Here is a 21,023-nt window from a genome sequence, read left to right on the forward strand (position 1 = left end):
CAATATCCAACAGTGCCGTGGCCAACCACCGCTGCTTCTGATCACTGTTTTTCCAATAATCCACCTTGTCCGTCCTCTGACCAATCAAGGCCATGAGGGACTCTATACAGTTGGCCCACCTCACATGACCAGGTACCCCATTCCTCTGATACCAATCCCCCGCAAGGACCCTTACCTGTTCCTGTAACACCTCTCCCACATGCATCAACCCTAACGGAATAAGCGCCTGAATCAACTGTAACTTCACATCCATTTCAAGCTCACTTAAGTCTAAGCTCATTAGCTCCTTAACCCGCGCCCTTCTGGTATTGACATCCTTTGCAACTCGTAATACCCTTTTCATCAGCGGCCCCTCCTTTCAAAAGTTTTTAACAAAATAAAATTGTTACCATTTTAGGGGCCGCTACCCTAAATTTCAACTAACTATGGCACACCCTCAAGGCTTACCCCAAATGGTAATTCTATTGCATGTCAGTTCTCACGTTCTTGATGTTTTTTATAAAAAAGATTGCAAAAAAAGGCGGCTGTATGATAGAAAATACCGTTTATTATTGCATCAAAAGTAGGAGAAATAGCGTCGAGCCTATAAAGGCATTCACAGCCCATACAATAGTATGAGTAAACTTACTGATAGGGAGATATCGCCATGTCTGTAATTGCTGAGGTTATCGAAAAGGTAAAACAGCAGGATCCAGATCAGCCGGAATTTCACCAAGCGGTGGAAGAAGTTATGCAAACCCTCGAACCCACTGTTGAAAAACATCCAGAACTCGTTAAAGCAAAAATCTATGAAAGAATTGTGGAACCCGACAGAACTATTATTTTTCGAGTTCCGTGGGTTGATGACAATGGTGAGATCCAGGTAAACAGAGGTTTTAGGGTACAATTTAATAATGCCATTGGGCCTTACAAGGGTGGTATACGATTTCATCCTTCAGTTAATCTCGGAATCATGAAATTCCTCGGTTTTGAGCAGATCTTTAAGAATTCTCTGACAACCCTTCCCATGGGCGGAGCAAAAGGTGGCGCTGACTTTGATCCCAAAGGGAAATCAAATGCTGAAATGATGCGATTCTGCCAAGCCTTTATGCGTGAGCTGTTCAGGCATATTGGCCCTGACGTAGATGTACCTGCTGGTGATATTGGTGTTGGGGCAAGAGAAATTGGCTATATGTATGGCTATTATAAGAAGCTGGTAAATGAACACACAGGAGCCTTAACTGGAAAAGGTCTTGAATATGGAGGAAGCCTTATAAGACCTGAAGCTACCGGTTACGGCACCGTTTATTTTGCAGCCGAAATGTTAGCAACGAGGGGTGAGGATTTCAAGGACAAGGTTGTTGCAGTAAGTGGTGCCGGAAACGTAGCTCAGTATGCGGTTGAAAAAGTCAATCAGTTTGGAGGAAGAGTAATCACCCTCTGTGATTCTACCGCAAGCATTGTTGATGAGGAAGGCATATGCGGCGAAAAATGGAACTTTGTATGTGAATTGAAAAATATACGGAGAGGAAGAATAACGGAGTATGCTGAAAAATATGGTGTGCCATGTGTTGTAGGGAAGAACATATGGGACGTTATTCGAGAACAAGGAATCAAAGTTGATATAGCAATACCTTGTGCTACTCAGAATGAAATTGATGGTAAAAACGCTGCTGCCTTAGTAAAGAATGGCTGTTTCTGTGTTGTCGAGGGTGCCAACATGCCTTCGACGCCTGAAGCTATCAAGGTTTATCAAGACAATAACGTGCTTTATGGACCTGGAAAGGCAGCAAACGCTGGTGGAGTTGCAACATCCGGTCTGGAAATGACCCAGAATAGCATTAAATTGTCTTGGACGCGAGAAGAAGTCGACAACAGGCTTAAAATGATCATGAAAGAAATTCATAAATCTTGTCTTGATGCTTCGGAAGAGTATGGAAGGACAGGGGATTATGTTAGCGGAGCAAACATCGCTGGGTTCATGAAGGTAGCTAAGGCAATGCTTGCGTATGGGGTGGTTTGATCCTAATGTAAAGGATCATAACTAGCGGATGTAAAGCAATAAAAATTTTTGGTCCGGCTCCCTGAATCCGCTACGCTTTACCATCGCATGAGGTGGTTTGACAATCCTCAAAGCCATTCGAGGCGTAAGCTCTTCCCATTCCGTCTTTTCATTCCTTATTAAGCTCTCAAAGATGTGATCAAAAGATACTCCCCGGCTCCTCTTAGAGACCGCCCTTAGGAGAACTGGATCTATTATCCCCTCTTTAGGCTAAGGGAGGTGATAAAGATGTCTTTGCCACGTGCCTTTTATGCCTGTGCCGCCTTGGCCGGAGTTGCTCCTAGTCTCGTACCGAGCAGTTTGTACAGTTCTGCCAAGATGAAGATGGTGGAGGCGGAGGCTGCGGCGATCAGCCAATCCTCACCGCTAAAGGGGAAGGTGCGGAAGGCCCTTTGCAGAAACGGGACATAGAGTAAGAGGGTTAGGATGATGCACTCCCAAAGGATGGCTAGCCAGAGCCACTTGTTGGCGAATATTCCAATCTGGAAGAGGGAATACCTCTCCGAACGGCAGTTGAAGGCGTTGAAGAACTGCACCAGGATCAGGGTAACAAAGCATAGCGACTGGGCCTCCGTAAACCCCCGGCCAGCGTGGATCGCCCAGGTGAAGACGGCCAGGGAGACAAAGGCGGTCCACACCCCCGTCCCTACCAGATAGCGAAGCACAGAAGGGGTGAAGATGGTCTCTTTCCTCGGTCGGGGATGTCTATTCATGATGTCCGCCTCCGGGGGATCGACGGAGAGGGCGATGGCCGGCAGCCCATCGGTCGCCAGGTTCACATATAAGATCTGGATGGCGATCAAGGGGATGGTCCCTGGTGGCAGACCAAAAAGGGGGCCGAAGAGGATGGCCACCGCCATCAGGAGGATCTCACCCAAGTTGCAGGAGAGGAGATAGATCAAATATTTCTTTATGTTACCGTAGATCCCCCTCCCCTCTTCTACAGCAGCCTCAATAGAGGCGAAGTTGTCATCGGTGAGGACCATATCTGCCGCCTCTTTGGTGACGTCGGTGCCGGTGATCCCCATAGCGATACCGATATCGGCCTGTTTTAGGGCCGGAGCGTCGTTTACCCCATCCCCGGTCATGGCCACTACGTGATCCCTTTTCTGCAGGGCCTTTACAATCTTCAGCTTATGGGCTGGAGAGACACGGGCGTAGATGTCGACCTTTTCAACGATCTCCTCAAATTCCCCTTGGTCCAATTGTTCTAATTGAAGGCCGCCCAAGACCTCTCCTCCCTTGATTAGACCCAATTCAGCGGCAATGGCCTCCGCCGTCAGTTGGTGATCCCCGGTGATCATGACGGTCTTTATCCCTGCCCTCTCGCACTTTTTGATGGCCTCCTTTACCTCCTCCCGTGGGGGGTCTATCATCCCCACCAGGCCGATGAAGACCATCTCCCTCTCCATTGATTCATCCCACTTCTCCAGATCAGGGAGGCGTCGATATGCCACCCCCAAGACCCGCAGGGCATCCCTGGCCATCTCTTGGCCATTGTCGAGCACTCGCCCTCTTTCCTCACCGGTCAATGTCTCCTCTTCACCATACTTGTAGATATATCGACTGGCCTCCAAGACGACCTCCGGCGCACCCTTCATAAAGGCGATCTGACTATGAGGGGTCTGATGAATGGTGGTCATCCTCTTTCTCTCCGAGGAGAAGGGGATCTCTCCGATGCGGGGAAATTGTTGTGTCAATTCATCATGTTCTAGACCAGCCTTCTGGGCGACTACGACCAGGGCCCCCTCGGTAGGGTCCCCTCTGACCTCCCATCCCCCTTCACCAAGGATGAGGCGGGTGTCATTGCACAGCGCCCCGGTGAGCAGGAGCATCTCCAAGGTCTTATCCCCCTCGAACTCATAGGGCCTCTCCTCCAGAATAAATTCTCCCCTGGGTTCATAGCCAACCCCGGTCACCTCAATGACCTTACCATTCACATAGAGGCGCCTGACGGTCATCTGATCTTGGGTAAGGGTACCGGTCTTGTCTGAGCAGATTACGGTGGTACAGCCTAGGGTCTCCACCACAGGGAGCCTCCTAGTCAGGGCATGTCGCCTGACCATCCTCTGCACCCCGATGGCCAATCCGATGGTAACCACTGCCGGTAGGGCCTCAGGGACAGCGGCCACTGCGAGGCTAATCCCCCAGATGAGCATCTCCAGAATCTGGTGACCCCTTAAGACCCCAATCCCCCCCAGGACAAAACAGAGGGCGAGGGCCCCTAAGGCGATCCACTTCCCCATACGATCGAGGTTCTCCTGGAGGGGGGTCCTGCCCACCTCCACCTCTTGGAGCATCTGGGCGATCTTACCAAATTCGGTCTTCATCCCGGTGGCGATGACCGCCCCTTCCCCCCGGCCATAGACCACAGCCGTGCCCGTATAGGCCATGTTCCTGCGCTCGGCTACCTCGATATCACCCCCCAAGACCTCGGCAGCCTTCTCCACGGGGGTGGATTCACCTGTCAGAGGTGCCTCATCTGTCTTCAGATTGACTGCCTCCAGGAGTCGGGCATCGGCCGGGATCTTGTCACCTGTGCGCAACAAGATGATGTCCCCAGGGACAAGCTCTCTTGAGGGGACCTCTTTCTCTGCCCCTGCCCTCCTTACCCGTGCCAGAGGGGCAGCCATCCGCTTGAGGGCCTCCATGGCCCGCTCCGCCCGGTACTCCTGAATGAAACCCAAGCCACAGGCGAAGAAGATGATGACTCCGATGACGATGGCATCGACCGTCTCCCCCAAGATGGCGGAGAGCCCTACGGCGATCAGGAGGATGATGATGAGAAAACTCTTGAATTGATCTAGAAAGACCTTAAGGGCGGAGATCTTCTCCTTCTCCTCGAGCTCATTGGGACCATATCTTTCCAGCCGTTCCCGGGCCTCCTGATCTGAAAGGCCTGCAGGGGAGGTGTGTAGCTGGGCGAAGACCTCTTCTGCCTCCATAGTGTGCCATGCCATCCCACTTCCCTCCATAGATGTCCCCAGGGAGAAATAAAGCCTATTTGACGTGTTTTATAACACTCAGGATAAGAAAAGGCAATGATCGGTTAAGGGGTAGTGAGATAAGGATAGATGGTTTGAGTTGACACCCGCATCTTTTTGAATTAAAAACTGTTTATGGCGGATGTCTTGCCTACAGAGATAGTCTGGGGAGATTGGGCTTTCGCACATCCGAGCCCCGTTATATGAAACTGCATCTGTTGTTAGGATGTTGAAAATAGCTCGGACAGAGAGGGTATAACAATGGGGATCGAGGATTTGAATGAAGAGATAAGGGGATGCAACAAATGCAGACTATCTGAGACCAAAATAAACGCCCTTTGCGGTGAGGGAAATCTAAATGCTAAACTCATGCTCATTGCTCAAGCACCCGGAGAGAATGAGGATAGAGAAGCAAAAATGTTTATTGGGCCATCAGGAAAGGTATTGGATGAATTATTGAAAATGGCTACCATCGATAGAAAAGAGATCTACATGACAAATCTGATTAAATGTATGCTACCAAAACACAGGAACCCAAAGTCGGATGAAGTTAAAATTTGCGGCAAGTACTTAGACAAGGAGATAGAATTAATAAATCCAAAGGTATTGGCTCCGTTGGGTTATTATGCAACTAAATACATCTTTGAGAAATATGTCCTTTGCTTGCCATCTAAACCAGAATTTCGTAAGGTTTTTGGCAAAATCTTTTTGGCAGGTAGCAAGAAAATACTCCCTTTGCAACATCCTGCCGCACTCCTGTATAATCCTTCTCTGAGAGATGAAATGATAAAAAATTACCGTAAGATGAAAGTACTTCTTACAGATTGCACATGGTATCCAGTATGCCCGATGAAAAGATTTTATGAAGAAGGAAAATTGAGCAAAGAATGGGTCGAACTCTATTGTAAAGGGGATTGGGAAGGCTGTGTCCGTTATCAAATGGAGGAAACAGGAGAACCACATCCAGATTGGATGCTCCCCGATGGAAGCATTGATGAAAGACTGCGCAATTAGGTGATGGCCGGTAAAGACTGCAAAGACGGGTCAGATGCCTTCTCAAGGGGTAAAGACCAGATTTTGGGTTAACTTCTTCCAATTTCTCCAATGCTTGACAAAAGATGGATAACGTGTTAATTTTTTTATCAATTTAAGCACAAATTGTGCAATACTTACTTCTCTCTTGGAGGATTCAAGGGGTCAAGGATTCCAGTGGTCAAGTGAAATACTTAGGGATTATTGAGATTAGACGACCTTTAGGTCGTCACTTCAGGGGGTGAAACCCCCTGAAACCCCGATGAGGATTTCCTCTTTTAGGGGGTGCGGGGGGATCCGCCTCCCGCAGGACAGGACGAAGACCTGGTAGAAGGTACACCACAAACACTTGAACCCTTGGACCCTCGAATCCTTGAACCCCTCTTTGGAAAATGATATTTTCATCAGCAGGGGTGATGGCAAACCCTTATAAGGGTTTGGTTTTCTGAAACAGAGGATTAGAACAGATGAAGATAGCCATTGCAGGCAAAGGAGGGGTGGGGAAGACCACTCTGGCAGGGGTAATGGCCAGGTATTTAGCCGAGGAGGGATACAAGGTCCTGACCATTGACGCCGATCCCGATGCCAACCTTGCCTCGGCCCTTGGGTTCCCCCAGGAGCTTTTGGAGGGGATCACCCCCCTGGCTGCAATGACCCCCTTGGTGGAGAAGAGGACCGGGGCCAAGAAGGGGACCTTTGGCGGGGTCTTCAAGTTAAACCCCAAGGTAGACGACCTCCCCGATGCCTATAGCGTAAACCACCACGGGGTGAAGCTCCTCATCTTAGGGGCCGTCCCTCAGGCCGAAGGGGGGTGTTTTTGCCCAGAGAACGTCCTGTTGAAGGGACTACTACACCACATCCTGGTCAAGAGGGATGAGGTGGTCATCATCGATATGGAGGCAGGCCTGGAGCATCTCACCCGGGGAAGTACCAAGCATGTCGATGTCTTCATCGTCGTAGTGGAGCCAGGGCAGAGGAGCATCGCCACAGCCCAGCAGATCAGGAGATTGGCCCAGGACCTGGGTGTGCAGAAGGTCTATGGGGTTGGGAACAAGGCAACCTCCGCTGAGGACAGGGATCTGATAGAAGGGGGGCTCCCAAGGGTGGAGTTCTTGGGCCACCTTTCTTTCAATCCCAATGTGATAGAGGCCGACAGGAGGGGGATTTCTCCCTTTGATCTAGACGGCACCATCAAAGAGGAGGTAAAGGGGATCATCAAGAGATTGCGGGGAGAGGAGTTTGCCTAGGACTGTATTTGTCTGGTCATGCATCACGTTCTTTACCTTGGTGTTGGGGGCCATGGCCTTTTTGACCTTCCCCTTCGACCGCCGTGGTAATGTCGTTCACCTCTATGCCCGGCTATGGGGATGGTTGATCTTGTTGGCCAATGGGGTGAAGGTGAGTATCAGGGGGTTGGAGAATATCGATCCCAAGGGGCCTTATATCTATATATGCAACCACCTGGGGAGCTTTGACATCTTTGCGCTGCTCGCCTACCTCCCAGTGCAGTTCCGTTGGTTGGCAAAGGTGGAGCTGTTCAGGATCCCGGTCTTGGGCTGGGCAATGAGTACAGCCGGGTATATAAGCCTTGACCGTTCGGAAAGGAAGAGGGCCTACATGAGTATGAAAGTCGCTGCCCAAAAGATCAGGGAAGGGACCTCGGTGGTCATCTTTCCAGAGGGCTCTCGTTCCCCTGACGGGACCCTTCAACCCTTTATGAAGGGGGGATTCACCTTGGCCATTAAGGCGGGGGTACCCATCATCCCCATCACCATCGATGGGACATGGGAGATCATGCCCAGGGATACCCTCAGGATCAAGAAGGGGGAGATAGGGATCGTCATCGATCGTCCCATTGAGACCACGGGTCTCACCATGAAGCATAGGGAGAAATTAATGAAGGAAGTAGAGGAGAGGATCAGGGCCAACTTTCCCGTCCTGATCAGGGAGCACAGAGATGCGGCATGATGGTCTGAGAGTGATCCCTTTAGGGGGGCTGGGGGAGATCGGTCTCAACATGATGGTCTTGGAGTACAAAGACGACCTCATCGTTATCGATGCGGGCCTGATGTTCCCGGAGGATTATATGTTGGGGATCGACATGGTGATTCCCGACATCAGCTATCTCCGCCAAAAGAGGGATCATGTGAGTGCCATCATCCTCACCCATGGTCATGAAGACCATATAGGGGCCCTCCCCTTTGTCCTCAAGGAGCTCAAGGTCCCCGTCTATGGAACCCCCTTTACCCTGGCCCTGGTGCAGGAGAAACTACAGGAGCACAAAGGTATTGGTAAGGTAAAATTCAGAAAAGCGAGGCCAAGGGAACAGGTGAAGATCGGCCCCTTTCAGGTGGAGTTTATTCGAACCTGCCACAGCATCATCGACGGCGTGGGTCTGGGGATCACCACGCCGGTCGGGGTCTTGGTCCACACGGGTGATTTCAAGATAGATCAGGCCCCAGCTGGAGGGGATTTGACCGACCTGAGGAAGTTCGCCGAGTATGGGGAGAAAGGGGTATTGGTCCTGCTGTCCGATAGCACCAATGCCGAAAGGGAGGGGTATACCTTATCGGAGAGGGAAATCGGTCAAAAATTGGAGGAGATCATCAGGGTGAGCAAGGGGAGGGTCATCGTGGCGCTGTTTGCCTCCAACATTCAACGCATCCAACAGGTGATGGACATCGCAGCCGAATATGAGCGAAAGGTAGCCTTGGTGGGGAGAAATATCCTGACCAATACCAGGATCGCCAGAGAGCTGGGCTATATGCACTTTCCTCCCGACGGGGTGGTGGATGTTAAGAAGATAGATAAGTACCCCCCGGAAAAGTTGCTCCTGTTTACAACGGGGAGTCAAGGAGAGCCCATGTCGGCCCTGAGCCTCATGGCCATGGACAACCACAAGGATGTCCGGATACAAAAGGGGGACACTATCATCCTCTCCTCACGTTTTATCCCGGGCAATGAGAAGGCCATCACCCATATGATCAACCACCTCTGTCGCCGAGGAGCGGACGTCATCTACGAGAAGATATCCGCCATCCATGTATCCGGACATGGTTATCGCGAGGAGTTGAGGTCGATGCTCAATCTAATCCAACCCAAATATTTCATCCCCATCCATGGTGAGCACCGCCACCTGGTTCAACACATCCAATTGGCCAGAGAGGTGGGGATGGCCGAGGAAAGGTTGCTACTGGCCGAAGATGGGGATGTGATATCCTTTCATAATGGTGAGGGGAAGATCATCGACAGGGTGGAGGTGGGAAAGGTCTTTGTCGACGGTAAAGAGGTGGGGGATGTGGAAGATGTGGTCTTGAGGGACAGGAAGCAACTCTCCGAAGATGGAATGGTGATCCCCGTGATGGTCATCAATGAACGCACAGGGGAGGTTGTATCAGGGCCAGACATCATCTCCCGTGGGTTCCTCTTCGAGGAGAAAAAAGGTGAAGTCCTACAACAGGTCAAGGAGGTCATCAAGGAGGCCTTGAATGGCACCCCTCTGGAGTCTAAGACCGAAGAGTTCGAGGTGGAGGAACTGGTTCGCAGAGCCCTCAAGAGATTCTTCCGCAAAGAGATGGACCGCAGGCCCGTGATCATTCCTGTGATCATCGAGATGTAGGAGGTTAGAGGATGGCCAGAAGGGATTTAGCCCGTGAGATCGCTGGCATCATCCTGATGGGGTGCGGGGTCTTCCTCTTTCTGTGCCTTTATTCCTTTCACCCCCAAGATCCCTCCTTTAACCTCTATCAGCCCCTCTCCTCCCATGTTCACAACTTGGGAGGATTAGTAGGAGCCTACCTCTCTGACCTCCTTTGGCAGGTCTTCGGCTGTGCTTCCCTCCTCTTCCCCCTGATCTTCTTTGCGATGGGGATTGTCTTCTTCGTTAACTGGGGAACCGAGTCCAGAGGGCTCCGCCTGGGGGGTTTTGTCCTCTTGCTGATCTCCTTATCCACCCTTCTGGACCTCCTTCTGGGAGAGGTGAAGATCTTCTCCTTTGAGGGGATGGCAGGAGGGGTCTTGGGGAAGGTCCTGGGGGCCCTGTTGAGGAAATACCTCAGTATGGTAGGAGCATCCCTCTTGGTCACCCTGTGGTTTATCTCCTCGGTGATGTTGACCACGGGTATATCCCTAAAGAAGGGGGTGGTAGAATTAGGGAAGCTCGTGGGTAATGTCTCCCGTTGGATAGTGAAGGTCAAGGATCTGCGCTTCGGGAAATGGAAGAAGAAGAGAGATCTTAAAAGCGCCAGGACCAAAGAGGTCTCCCCTCCCCCTATTATCCTATCCCCTAAAGGGCAGAAAGAGGTCAAACCGAGACAAGAACTCCTCCCCTTTCCAGAGCCAACAGAAGGGGGTTACCACCTCCCCTCCCTGGCGCTGCTCGAAGGAACAAAGGGAGGGGAGATGACAGTGTCCGAGGAGGTCTTATGGGCCAACTCCCAGATCTTGGAGGGGAAACTCAGGGATTACGGCGTGGAGGGGAAGGTGGTGGGGGTGAGACCTGGTCCCATCGTGACCGTCTATGAGTTTGAGCCCGCTCCGGGGATAAAGGTCAACAGGATCCTCAACCTGGAGGACGACCTAGCCTTAGCCCTCAGCGCCCTCAGCATTAGGATACAGGCCCCCGTCCCTGGCAAACCAGTGGTCGGGATAGAGATCCCGAATCCAGTGCGCGAGACCGTCCACTTGAGGGATGTGGTGAGTTCTGAGCTCTTTCAGGGGGCCAAGTCCAAGTTGACCCTGGCTATAGGCAAAGATATCTCCGGCAATCCCTTTATGATCGATCTTGCCCGGCTACCCCACCTCTTGGTGGCCGGATCTACCGGATCTGGCAAGAGTGTCTCGATAAATTGTATGATCTGCAATATTTTGTTCAAGGCCACCCCAGATGATGTCACGTTTCTCCTCATCGATCCCAAGATGCTGGAGCTCCCTTCTTACGAAGGTATCCCCCACCTGCTGTTACCCGTAGTGACTGATCCCAAAGAGGCCGCTATCGCCCTCAGGTGGATGGTGGAGGAGATGGAGAGGAGATACTCCATGATGGCGGAGAAGGGGTTCAGAAGCATCGACAACTACAATCAAAAGGTGACGGAGGAGAAAGAACCCCCTGCTCTGGATTTAGAGGAGGGGGTAACGCCGCAAAAAAGGCTCCCCTACGTGGTGGTGGTTATCGATGAACTGGCCGACCTGATGATCGTATCGGGTAGGGAGGTGGAGGAATCCATCATCCGCTTGGCCCAGATGGCCCGGGCTGCGGGGATCCACCTGATCCTCGCCACCCAGCGCCCCTCGGTCGATGTCCTAACGGGGTTGATTAAGGTAAACTTCCCGGCCCGGATCTCCTTTCAGGTCTCCAGCAAGACCGACTCCAGAACCATCTTAGATGCCCATGGGGCCGAGCACCTCTTGGGATCCGGCGATATGCTTTTTCTGCCTCCCGGGAGCTCCAAACTGCGCCGCATCCATGGGGCCTATGTCTCCGAGGGTGAGATCAGGAGGTTGGCGGAGTTCTGGCGTCAACAAGGGGGCCCCAGATATGACAAGAGCATCCTACGGGAGCGAAGGGAGCGCAAGCGTGCAGAGGATGAGGAGTACGATGAAAAGTACGATGATGCCGTGGCCTTTGTGGCCCAAACCGGACAGGCCTCCATCTCCCTCATTCAAAGGAAGTTCAGGATAGGGTATAATCGGGCGGCCAGGATCATTGAGCGGATGGAGGAGGAGGGGATAGTAGGTTCCTCTGATGGCGTTAAACCGAGGGAGGTATTGATACATAAGATATAGTAACAGTTTAGCCATTTTAAAAATGGCTAAACTTCAATGCAAGAATGAGATTTCAAGGTGCAAAATGCAAAGTTATTAAAAATCTCTTTGACTTTTCAATTTACATTCTGCATTTTTCAATTTGCAATACTGTTTAGCAGTTTATTTTAAACTGCTAAACAGTTATAAAGGAAGGACCATGCTTACCCCCAGACTTCAGGTAACACTGGAGACCATGAAAAAGTTGCTTCGGCGACAGGCCGTGGTGAATCTCAGCAAGGTGATAGAGAAGCTCCATCCAGCTGATGTCGCCCACATCTTCCCCTACTTTAGCGAAGCTGAACAGAGGGCCATCTTCAATCTGATCAAAGATCCCGCCGAGGCCGCCGAGGTCTTGAGTGAGATCGAGTGGGTGGCGGGGGCTCGCCTCCTGCAGTCCATGGATACCGATAGAGTGATCCATATCCTCCAGGAGATGCCCTCGGATGATGTCGCAGAGATCATCGGCAACTTGCCTGAGGAGCTGGCGGAGAAGATCCTCCAGGAGATGAAGAAAGAGGATTTGGAGGATGTGGAGGGTCTGCTCAGCTATCCCGATGAGACCGCCGGCCGGATCATGAACCCCAACTACTTCGCCCTCCACGAGGATATCACTGTAAGGGAAGCTATCAAGGCAGTGCAGAAGGCCGCTGATGCGGAGATGGTCTTTTATATCTATGCGGTGGATGACCGAAATCATTTGGTAGGAGTGGTTTCTCTGAGGCAACTCTTGCTGGTCCCGCCGCAAAAGCGTTTGCGGGACATCATGATCACAGAGGTCTTCAGTACCCAGACCCATGAAGACCAAGAAGAGGTGGCCAGAGTGGTGGAAAAATACAACATCTTGGCCGTTCCCGTGGTGGACGAAGAGAACAAGCTGGTGGGGGTCATAACCGTAGACGACGTCATTGACATCCTGCGGGATGAGGCCACAGAGGACTTCCTGAAGATGGCCGGGACCAGGGAGGAGGAGTTCGTCTATGTAGATGATATCCTGAAGGTCTCTCGGCTGAGGTTTCCATGGCTGATTACCAACCTCCTGGGGGGATTGATCACCGGGTATCTCCTTTGGCTCTTCAAGATAACCATCCGGGACGTCCTGGCCCTGGTGACCTTTATCCCGGTGATCACGGCCATGGGGGGAAATGCAGGGCTGCAGTCCTCGACTATTATGATCAGGGGGTTTGCCACAGGACGCCTCGAGTATGCCCGGTTGACCAGCATCCTCTTTAAGGAGGTACGGGTGGGGATCATCATGGGCCTTGTCTGCGGCGCGGTGGTGGGGGTGGTGGGGACCCTTTGGCATGGAAATCCAGCCATCGGGGTGGTGGTCTGTGTGGCCATGATCATCGCCATGACTGTGGCCTGCACCATGGGGGCATTGATACCCTCCTTTTTTCGGAAGGTCCACATAGACCCCGCTATCGCTTCTGGTCCTTTCGTGACCACGGCCAACGACATTGCGGGGATCGTGATCTACCTGGGGACCGCTACCATCTTCTTAAAACATATCATTTATTGAGATGTATCTTCGGAAGACCGATGCCGTGGTGATCCACCACGCCGATTTTGGAGAGTCCGACATCATCGTTACCTTCTACACCTATGATCTGGGCAAGATAAGGGGGATCGCCAAGGGGGCAAAGAGGAGTAAGAGGAGGTTCGTCAATAACCTGCAGCCATTCTCCTACATCCGGATCATCTTCTCCGAAGGGAGAGGAGGGTTGATCAGAGTAGATCAAGCTGATATTATACAACCCTTTTCCCAGATTGGTGAGGATATCTCTAAGGTCCTCTATGGTAGCTATTTCCTAGAGATGGTGAAGGAGATGACGGGGGAGAAGGAGCCCAACCCCCAACTCTTTCAACTATTGGTGGCCTTTTTGGCCTTGCTCAATGATTTCACCCCCCGTGAGGAGTACCTGCGGGTCTTTGAACTACGGGTCCTCGCCCTCTTGGGTTATCGGCCCAGATTGTCGGAGTGCACCATCTGCGCACAGGGGATCTCCCCCGGACAGGAGGCATGGTTCAGCTATCGCCATGGGGGGATAGTCTGCAAGGGATGTCAGACAAAGGCCCGTGGGGCCATCCCCATCTCCGGGGGGACTCTGAAGGCTATGGATATGGCCCTGGCTATGGATCTGAGGGAGGTGGAGGGGATTCAGTTTTCCCCCCAAGCACTCTCCGAGGGCAGGGAGGTCCTGCCCCGGTTCATCCAGTATCAGTTGGGCAAGGGGTTGAGGTCATTAAAGGTGATGGAGGAGATTCAGGACGACCTTTTGGGAACAAGGGTTCTAGGGGTATAGGAATCTAGGGTTCTAGTGAAAAACAGACACTTGAACCCTTGAGTCCTAGAATCCTTGAATCCTATTTTAGGAAACGATATTTTTTTATCATCGAGGGGGAGGAAAACTCTCACGAGGTTTTTTAGGAGGATAAGGTGACATTTCAAGAGCTGATCTTGGCCTTGGAGAGATTTTGGGCCGAGCAGGGTTGTGTCATACAACAGCCTTATGATATCGAGGTGGGGGCCGGGACCTTCAATCCTGCCACCTTCTTGCGGGTCCTCGGACCCGAGCCATGGAGGGTGGCCTATGTGGAACCCTCACGACGCCCCACCGACGGCCGCTATGGTGAAAACCCCAACCGCCTGCAACATTACTATCAATATCAGGTCATTATGAAGCCCTCCCCCCTCGAAATCCAGGAGATATATCTGAATAGCCTGCGCAGCTTCGGGATTGACCCCCTGGCCCATGACATCAGGTTTGTGGAGGACGATTGGGAATCCCCTACCCTGGGGGCCTGGGGATTGGGCTGGGAGGTGTGGCTGGATGGAATGGAGATCACCCAGTTCACCTATTTTCAGCAGGCAGGGGGGATCGATCTGAGGCCGGTTTCAGTGGAGATCACGTATGGAATCGAGAGGATCGCCATGTACCTGCAGGGGGTGGAGAACGTCTTCGACCTGCTCTGGACCGATGGCATCCGCTATGGGGGCATCCACCATCAGGGTGAGGTGGAGTTCTCCCGGTATAACTTTGAGGAGGCCGACGTGGGGATGCTCTTGCGACTCTTTGAGATGTACGAAGAGGAGGCGAAGAAGCTCATTGAGAAGGGATTGACCCTGCCCGCCTATGATTTTTGTCTAAAGTGCTCTCATACCTTCAACCTCCTAGAGGCAAGGGGGGCCATCAGCGTCACCGAGAGGATGGGCTTCATCCTCCGGGTGCGGGGGCTGGCACGCGGCTGCGCCGATCTCTATCTACGCCAGAGGGAGGAGATGGGCTACCCGTTGTTGAGGAATCAGCAATGAAGAAAGGGATGTTGCTGGAAGTAGGGACAGAGGAGATCCCCTCCCTTTTTATACCCCAGGCCCTGGAGGGGATGGGGGAAACCCTAAAAAAGGAGCTGGAGGCCCAAAGGGTGGATTGGGGGGGGATCAAATGGATGGGCACCCCACGCCGACTCACCCTCTTCGCCGAGCTGGAGGAGAGACAGCGCCCCTTGGAGAGGGAGAGGATCGGCCCCCCAAAGAGTGCCGCCTTTGACCCCCAGGGAAGGCCCACTAAGGCCGCTCTGGGATTTGCCCAGAGGGAGGGGGTGCGAGTGGAAGACCTAGAGGTAGTGGAGACAGAGAAAGGGGAGTACCTCTGTGCGCGAAAGCAGGAAGAAGGGAGGCAGACCAGCGAGATCCTCTCCGGGGTCCTCCCCCGCCTGATCACCTCCATCCCCTTTCCGAAGTCGATGCGCTGGTCTAATCTGGAAATCCGCTTTGCCCGCCCCATCCACTGGATCTTGGCCATTTTCGACAGGGAGGTGGTCCCCTTTGCCCTGGAGAATTTGACCAGTGGCCCTTTTACACAAGGACACCGCTTTCTGCACCCTGATCCCATTGAGGTAAAGGGGCTCAAAGACTATCTGGAGGGACTCCGCCAGGCCTGTGTGATTGTGGATCCGGAGGAACGCAAAGAATTGATCCGCCGAGGTATCCATGAGGCGGCCCAGCAAGTAGGGGGCAAACCCCTGGAAGATGAGGATCTCCTGGAGGAGGTCACCTATCTGGTGGAGTATCCAGTGGCAATCTGCGGCAGCTTTGACGATGGATACCTCAACCTCCCTAAAGAGGTCTTGATCACCGCTATGCAACAGCATCAGAGGTATTTCCCAGTTGTGGATGAAGAGGGGAGACTTTCGCCCTATTTCGTCACCGTGAGCAACACCAAGACCCCTGATATGGGGGTGGTAAGGGAGGGTAATGAGCGGGTCCTGCGGGCCAGACTCGCCGATGCCCAATTCTTCTTCCAAGAGGACCAAAAGATCCCCCTGGAGGAGAGGGTGGAGGAGCTGAAGGGAGTGATCTTTCAGGCCAAGCTGGGGACCTCCTACGAGAAGGTCATGCGCCTCCGGGAGCTGGCCATGAGGTTGGCTGGGGATCTGGCCCCCAAGGATAAGGAGGTGGTGGCAAGGGGGGCCTATCTGTGCAAGGCGGACCTGGTCACTGAGATGGTGGGGGAATTTCCCCAGCTACAGGGGGTGATGGGGAGGGAGTACGCCCTGCACAGCGGTGAAGACCCCGCAGTGGCCCAGATGATCTATGAACACTACCTGCCCAGGTTTGCTGGTGATGAGCTTCCTACCACAACAGCAGGGGACCTGGTCAGCATCGCCGATAAGCTGGATACCATCATCGGCTGTTTCGGGGTGGGTTTGATCCCCACCGGTACTTCTGATCCCTTTGCCCTGAGGCGACAGGCCCTGGGTATCATCCATATCATCGTGGGCAAGGGTTATACTGTCTCGCTACAAAGGATGATCAGCATGGGCCTGGACATCTTGATGGCCAAGACAGAACGATCTCTTGAGGAGATCCAGGCCGATGTCCTGGCCTTCTTTCGGGGAAGGTTCGTCAACCTGCTGGTCTCACAGGGATATCCTGTTGACTTAGTGGAGGCCGTGCTGGCTATCCAGGTGGATGATCTGATGGATGCCCATCTCCGGGTGAAGGCCTTGACCACGTTCAGGGGCAGGCCTGAGTTTGAGCCCTTGGCAGTGGCCTTCAAGAGGGTGGCCAACATATTGAAGGGGGTGGACCACAAAAAAGGGGTCGATCCCTCCCTCTTCGAGACCTCCCAGGAGGAGGGCCTCCATCGGCACTACCAGGAGATCGAGGGGAGGTTCTCTGACTTGATCAAGGGCGGAGACTATGAGGGGGCCTTGGTGGAGTTGGCCAGGCTCCGGGTCCCGGTGGATGATTTTTTCGACCACGTCTTGGTCATGGCCGAGGATGAGAAATTGCGAGCCAATCGCTTGGCCCTTTTGGATGAGATCGCCGAGCTCTTCTCCCAGATGGCCGATTTCTCCCAGGTAGGGGTAGGCGAACTCGGTTAACATACGTATAAAACTCTAGTGTAGGAATATAGGAGGACAAGATGCCCAAATATGTCTATTTCTTCGGTGAGGGAAGGGCGGATGGAAATGCCCAGATGAAGGCCCTGTTGGGGGGCAAAGGGGCCAATCTGGCGGAGATGACCAACCTCGGCATACCCGTTCCCTCTGGTTTCACCATCTCTACAGAGGTCTGCCGTTATTACTCCGAGCATGACGGGGCCTATCCCCCTGAGCTGAAGGCAGAGGTGGAGGCGGCGCTTTCACGCATGGAGGAGGTCATGGGGGCCAGGTTTGGTGACCCTGAAAATCCCCTCTTGGTCTCGGTGCGCTCCGGTGCTGCCGTGAGCATGCCTGGGATGATGGACACCATCCTGAATCTTGGTCTCAACGATGAAACGCTGCAAGGATTGGCCAAGCACACAGGAGATGAACGCTTTGCCTACGACTGCTATCGTCGGTTTGTAGCCATGTACGGCGATGTGGTCTTGGGGCTCAAACCCCAGGAAAAGGATGAACTGGATCCCTTTGAGGTGATCCTGGATACCAAAAAGAAGACCAGGGGTGTCAACTACGATCATGAGTTGAGCGCCCAGGACCTGAAGGAACTCGTTCATGAATACAAGGAGGAAATAAAGAAAAGGCTAGGGGTTAATTTCCCCGAAGACCCCAAAGAACAGCTCTGGGGGGCCATCGGGGCGGTCTTCGGTTCTTGGCAAAACCCGAGGGCCATCGCCTATCGGAAGCTCAACAGCATCCCAGATGACCTGGGGACCGCCGTGAACGTCCAGTCCATGGTCTTCGGCAACATGGGGAAGACATCAGGCACGGGTGTGGCCTTTACCAGGGATCCAGCCACCGGCGAAGACATCTTTTATGGAGAATATCTAATGAACGCCCAGGGAGAGGATGTGGTGGCCGGGATCCGCACCCCCCAACCCATCAATAGACAACAGAAGGGCGACAAGGACATCCTCACCCTGGAAGAGGAGATGCCTGAAGTCTATCAGCAATTGGAGGAGATCCGCAACAAGCTCGATCATCACTACCGGGATATGCAGGATGTCGAGTTCAGCATCCAGCAGGGTAAACTTTGGATGCTCCAGACCAGGGTCGGGAAGCGCACCGGGTTGGCTGCCCTGCGAATGGCCGTTGATATGGTGCGGCAGGGATTGATCACCAAGGAGGAGGCCCTCTTGCGGGTGGAGCCCGACCAGCTAAACCAGGTGTTGAGGCCCATCTTTGACCCCCAACAGAAGAGGCAGGCCATCGCTGAGGGACGCCTCCTGGCCTATGGCCTGAACGCCGGACCAGGGGCAGCATCGGGTAAGGTGGTCTTCAATGCCCCTGATGCCGAGGAGTGGGCGGCTCGGGGGGAGGAGCTCATCTTGGTGAGGATCGAGACCTCCCCAGAGGACATACGCGGGATGAACGCCGCTCAGGGTATCCTCACCGCCCGTGGGGGGATGACCTCCCATGCGGCCTTGGTGGCAAGGCAGATGGGCAAGGTCTGTGTGGTGGGCTGCGGTGCCCTGGACATAGACTACAAGAGGCGGGAGATGGAGGTCAACGGCCGCATGGTCAGGCAAGGGGACTACCTCTCCATTGATGGGACCACCGGGGAGGTGATCCTGGGCAGGATCCCTACCAGACCTTCCGAGATCCTGCAGGTGCTCATCGAGCAAAGCTTGCGGCCTGAGGAATCCCAGATCTACGGCTACTATGCAGAGTTGATGTCTTGGGCCGATGAGGCCAGGAGATTGGGGGTGCAGACCAATGCGGACAAGCCCGATCAGGCCCAGATTGCCCTCGCCTTTGGGGCCGAAGGGATAGGCTTGTGCCGTACCGAGCATATGTTCTTTGAAGGGGATCGGATCGATGCAGTCAGGGAGATGATCTTGGCCGAGGACAGAGATGGGAGAGAGGAGGCCCTGGCCAAGCTGCTGCCCATTCAGAAGGAGGACTTCAAGGGGATCTTGCGGGTGATGGGCCAGAGGCCGGTCACCATCCGGACCCTGGATCCCCCTCTGCACGAATTTCTTCCACATACGTCCCAAGAGATCGAGGAACTGGCCCGTAAGATGGGGGTCTCCCCGGAGCGGCTAGAGACTAAGGTGGAGGCCCTGCATGAGGCCAACCCCATGCTGGGCCACCGGGGTTGTCGCTTGGGGATCGTCTATCCTGAGATCACCGCTATGCAGGCCAGGGCCATCTTCGAGGCCGCCTGTGAGGTGGCTCAAGAGGGGATAAAGGTCCACCCGGAGGTGATGATCCCCCTGGTAGGAGACGTACGGGAGTTGGGAAACCAGAGACAACTGGTGGAGGAAGTGGCCAATGAGGTCTTCTCACGCTATGGTATGGAGGTGGAATACAAGGTGGGGACCATGATCGAGATCCCACGCGGTGCCCTGACTGCCGACCAGGTGGCACAGGAGGCGGAGTTCTTCTCCTTCGGGACCAATGACCTGACCCAGACCACCTTTGGGATAAGCCGGGACGATGCAGGCAAATTTCTGCGTGCATACCTTGATGCCGATGTCTGGGATTCTGATCCCTTTGAAAAACTCGACCGGACTGGTGTAGGGCAATTGATGGATATTGGCGTAAGAAAAGGCCGTGCGACCAGACCTGACCTGAAGATAGGGATCTGTGGAGAGCATGGGGGGGAACCGAGTTCTGTGGAGTTCTGCCATCAGGTGGGGCTCGATTATGTGAGCTGTTCTCCCTATCGAGTCCCCATCGCGCGCTTGGCCGCTGCCCATGCAGCCCTGAAGGAGCGCAAGGGAAATTGAAGGTATTAATTCATATCTGTTGTGCCAACTGCCTCATCTACCCCCTGAAGGTCTTACGCGAGGAGGGATGGGAGGTAATGGGCTTCTTCTACAACCCCAACATCCACCCCTATCAAGAGTATATGCGGAGGCTGGAGGCGGTGAGGGATTATGAGAAGCAGGCAGAAATTAAAGTGATCTATCGAGACGAATATACCCTGGAAGAGTTTCTCAGGGGGATTGTCTTTCGAGAGGAGAATCGGTGTCGGTTCTGCTACCACCTCCGGCTGGAGGCAACGGCTCAGGTGGCAAAAAGAGGGAAATTCGATGCCTTTACCTCTACCCTCCTTCACAGCAAGCACCAGAATCATCAGCTCATTCAAGAGATCGGCAACGCAGTAGGGAAAAGACAGGGGGTGAAATTCCTCTATCGGGATTTTCGAAAAGGCTGGCAAGAGGGAATCGAAGAGTCCAAGGCCCTGGGGCTATACCGCCAACAATATTGTGGGTGCATCTACAGCGAAAAGGAGCGATATCTAGGAAAGAGGTAAGAGTTCACTACGGAAAGCCACGGAGTATCACCTGAAATGTAAACAATGAGCAAATTACTATATGAAGATTTAACTTATAAAATTATAGGAGCAGCACAGGAAGTGTATAAAGAACTCGGTCCTGGTTATCTGGAATCGGTGTATGAAGACGCTTTGTGTTATGAACTAGATTTAATGAATATCGCTTACCAAAGACAGATAGAATTAGATGTTCAATATATAAGAATGTTACATTTGAGAGAAGGTTTCGAGCCGATCTATTGATAGAGAATAAAGTTTTTGTAGAAAACAAGGCAATTAAAATGATAACAAAACAGGATGAGGCTCAATTAATCAATTATGAGTCTACTGCAGAAACCTTATATATAGATTTTCTATTTTCAGGCCATCAGGCCATGCTCTTTGACAAATTAAATAGATATAGCATCAAGTTGAACATAAATTGCCATGAATT

General features: G+C 52.9%; 16 protein-coding genes. 14 read left to right on the forward strand and 2 right to left on the reverse strand.

What is annotated here, in order from left to right; genetic code table 11:
• The coding region (locus JRI46_08320) for a hypothetical protein (GenBank protein ID MBW2039583.1) at positions 1 to 343 on the reverse strand (343 nt) is incomplete at its 3' end.
• A 303-nt stretch (positions 344 to 646) separates the two neighbouring features.
• Here JRI46_08320 and gdhA point away from each other — a divergent pair.
• Positions 647 to 2,002, forward strand: coding sequence for an NADP-specific glutamate dehydrogenase (gene gdhA / locus JRI46_08325; GenBank protein ID MBW2039584.1), 1,356 nt, complete (start codon positions 647 to 649; stop codon positions 2,000 to 2,002).
• Between the two features lie 287 nt (positions 2,003 to 2,289).
• On the opposite strand, the gene JRI46_08330 is transcribed toward gdhA, so the two are convergent.
• Positions 2,290 to 5,016 carry a cation-translocating P-type ATPase gene (locus tag JRI46_08330; GenBank protein MBW2039585.1) on the reverse strand — a complete coding sequence of 909 codons (2,727 nt, stop codon included), beginning with the start codon at positions 5,014 to 5,016 and terminating at the stop codon, positions 2,290 to 2,292.
• 270 nt (positions 5,017 to 5,286) lie between these two features.
• On the opposite strand from JRI46_08330, the gene JRI46_08335 reads away from it, so the two are divergent.
• The 13 genes from JRI46_08335 to JRI46_08395 all read left to right on the forward strand — a co-directional run.
• Positions 5,287 to 6,039 carry a uracil-DNA glycosylase gene (locus JRI46_08335; protein ID MBW2039586.1) on the forward strand — a complete coding sequence of 251 codons (753 nt, stop codon included), beginning with the start codon at positions 5,287 to 5,289 and terminating at the stop codon, positions 6,037 to 6,039.
• Positions 6,040 to 6,524: 485 nt separating this feature from the next.
• The gene (locus JRI46_08340; GenBank protein ID MBW2039587.1) at positions 6,525 to 7,304 is read left to right on the forward strand and encodes an AAA family ATPase; all 780 of its coding nucleotides are present in this window, start codon (positions 6,525 to 6,527) and stop codon (positions 7,302 to 7,304) included.
• A complete protein-coding gene (locus JRI46_08345) occupies positions 7,297 to 8,025 on the forward strand; it encodes a 1-acyl-sn-glycerol-3-phosphate acyltransferase (GenBank protein MBW2039588.1) in 729 nt (242 codons plus the stop codon). The genes JRI46_08340 and JRI46_08345 overlap by 8 nt, the downstream gene beginning before the upstream one ends.
• The gene (locus JRI46_08350) at positions 8,015 to 9,676 is read left to right on the forward strand and encodes a ribonuclease J (GenBank protein MBW2039589.1); all 1,662 of its coding nucleotides are present in this window, start codon (positions 8,015 to 8,017) and stop codon (positions 9,674 to 9,676) included. The genes JRI46_08345 and JRI46_08350 overlap by 11 nt, the downstream gene beginning before the upstream one ends.
• 11 nt (positions 9,677 to 9,687) lie before the next feature.
• On the forward strand, positions 9,688 to 11,841 hold the full coding sequence (locus JRI46_08355) for a DNA translocase FtsK 4TM domain-containing protein (protein ID MBW2039590.1): 2,154 nt from the start codon (positions 9,688 to 9,690) through the stop codon (positions 11,839 to 11,841).
• Between the two features lie 178 nt (positions 11,842 to 12,019).
• Positions 12,020 to 13,381, forward strand: a complete 1,362-nt coding sequence (gene mgtE / locus JRI46_08360) for a magnesium transporter (GenBank protein MBW2039591.1) — start codon at positions 12,020 to 12,022, stop codon at positions 13,379 to 13,381.
• Position 13,382: 1 nt separating this feature from the next.
• Positions 13,383 to 14,165, forward strand: a complete 783-nt coding sequence (gene recO, locus JRI46_08365) for a DNA repair protein RecO (GenBank protein MBW2039592.1) — start codon at positions 13,383 to 13,385, stop codon at positions 14,163 to 14,165.
• A 134-nt stretch (positions 14,166 to 14,299) separates the two neighbouring features.
• Positions 14,300 to 15,175 carry a glycine--tRNA ligase subunit alpha gene (glyQ, locus tag JRI46_08370; protein ID MBW2039593.1) on the forward strand — a complete coding sequence of 292 codons (876 nt, stop codon included), beginning with the start codon at positions 14,300 to 14,302 and terminating at the stop codon, positions 15,173 to 15,175.
• Positions 15,172 to 17,250, forward strand: a complete 2,079-nt coding sequence (locus JRI46_08375; GenBank protein MBW2039594.1) for a glycine--tRNA ligase subunit beta — start codon at positions 15,172 to 15,174, stop codon at positions 17,248 to 17,250. The genes glyQ and JRI46_08375 overlap by 4 nt, the downstream gene beginning before the upstream one ends.
• A gap of 41 nt (positions 17,251 to 17,291) precedes the next feature.
• A complete protein-coding gene (locus tag JRI46_08380) occupies positions 17,292 to 20,039 on the forward strand; it encodes a pyruvate, phosphate dikinase (GenBank protein ID MBW2039595.1) in 2,748 nt (915 codons plus the stop codon).
• On the forward strand, positions 20,036 to 20,569 hold the full coding sequence (locus tag JRI46_08385; GenBank protein ID MBW2039596.1) for an epoxyqueuosine reductase QueH: 534 nt from the start codon (positions 20,036 to 20,038) through the stop codon (positions 20,567 to 20,569). Before JRI46_08380 ends, JRI46_08385 begins: the two co-directional genes overlap by 4 nt.
• Before the next feature lie 45 nt (positions 20,570 to 20,614).
• Positions 20,615 to 20,833 carry a GxxExxY protein gene (locus JRI46_08390; protein ID MBW2039597.1) on the forward strand — a complete coding sequence of 73 codons (219 nt, stop codon included), beginning with the start codon at positions 20,615 to 20,617 and terminating at the stop codon, positions 20,831 to 20,833.
• Positions 20,773 to 21,023: GxxExxY protein (locus tag JRI46_08395; protein ID MBW2039598.1), on the forward strand; the 251-nt coding region annotated here is incomplete at its 3' end. The genes JRI46_08390 and JRI46_08395, both read left to right, overlap by 61 nt.

It is taken from the genome of Deltaproteobacteria bacterium, from assembly GCA_019308925.1.
GTDB lineage: Bacteria > Desulfobacterota > B13-G15 > B13-G15 > RBG-16-54-18 > JAFDHG01.